2 protein-coding genes are annotated in these 1,407 nt (G+C 45.2%); both read left to right on the top strand.

The genetic code is table 11. The annotated features are described in order from the left end of the window. Positions 1-942 (top strand): WD40 repeat domain-containing protein (locus tag KDK18_RS00370; protein ID WP_257252387.1); only part of this gene is annotated, 942 nt, incomplete at its 5' end. Positions 943-1,122: 180 nt separating this feature from the next. Continuing rightward, positions 1,123-1,407 (top strand): F-box protein (locus tag KDK18_RS00365; RefSeq protein WP_257252386.1); only part of this gene is annotated, 285 nt, incomplete at its 3' end.

Raw genomic sequence — 1,407 nt, 5'->3', positions numbered from 1 at the left:
CAGAAGGATGATGGATCATGGGAAGACAAACTCACTCTTTCCCATAATGATTGGGTCACGTTTGTCACCTTCAGCGCCGATAGCCGTCATTTGGTCACTACCAGTTTCGATAACACGGCGAAAATCTTCTGTCAGAAGACTTATGGATTATGGGAAGAAGAATTCACCATTTCCCACGATGACTGGATCGACTTAGCGTCTTTTGGTGCCGATGGCCGACATGTGGTGACCGTTGGAAATGATACAAAGGTGAAAATCCTCGAACGGAATGAAGATGGAGCATGGTTAGAAAAATTGATCATTTCCCATGATGACATTGTGAATTCAGCTACCTTCAGTTTCGATGGTCACCATTTGGTGACGGCCAGTTCAGATCACACGGCGAAAATTTATGGTGAAAAGACAGCTGGTTCATGGGAAAAAACAGTCATCATTCCTCATGATGACTCGGTCGCCTCAGCCGACTTCAGTGCCGATGGCCGTCATGTGATGACCCTCGGTGAAGATAACAAGGTCAAAATCCATAGCCAGCAAGCCAATGGATCATGGGAAGAAAATGTCACCATTTCCCATGATGACTTTATCAACTCAGCTACCTTCAGCGCCGATGGACGCAGTGTAGTGACCGTCAGTAATGATGGAACGGCAATCATATATGGCCTGAAGACCGATGGTTCATGGAAGAAAGAAGCTACTATTTTCCATGGTTCCTGGGTCAACTCAGCCTCTTTTAGTCCCGATGGCCGCCATCTGGTAACCGCCAGTAAAGATCGAACGGCAAAAATTTATGGTCAGGAGCTTGATGGGTCATGGGTCGAAAAAGCCATCATCTCCCATAATGATTCGATTGATTCAGCCACCTTTAGCTCCGATGGCCACCATGTAATGACCATCTCTGACAATAACAAGGTGCAAATTAACAGACTTCGGATGAGTCATTGATGGTTTGCTGTGATCAATAAAAGGGACGCCATTCTAAAGGTGCTGAAAGACAGAAACTTTATTAGTTGCAGTTAAAACCATGTTTTGAACTTTTACTGTAAAACCTGCTCTGATTAATTGCATCAGCGTTGGAAGCCCTTTTTTAATCGAGACAGAGTAATAACACAGGAGAAACCAGGTTTGGATTCTGCGAATAATAAATCGGGCATAGTCGATTTACCCTCCCTACCGCCTGCGAACGCTCCATTGCGCCGAGCATCAGCGGGTACCAGTGGAGGTTGGTCCATCGCTATACCCGACAGGGAGATAAAGAAAACAGTTTCATTGCACGATTTGCCCGATGAATTAGCCATCAAAATTATCCGCTTGTTGCAACTTAGGGATATTGCCCGTTTACAACAGGTCTCTACTCACTTACACGGGGTTATTAAAAACGACCATGCTCTGGCAAAGGTATGGTATCAG

The sequence above is a fragment of the Endozoicomonas sp. SESOKO3 genome (assembly GCF_024606255.1).
The sequence above is the reverse complement of the archived record's forward strand: the minus strand, read 5'-3'. Positions and strand labels throughout refer to the sequence as shown.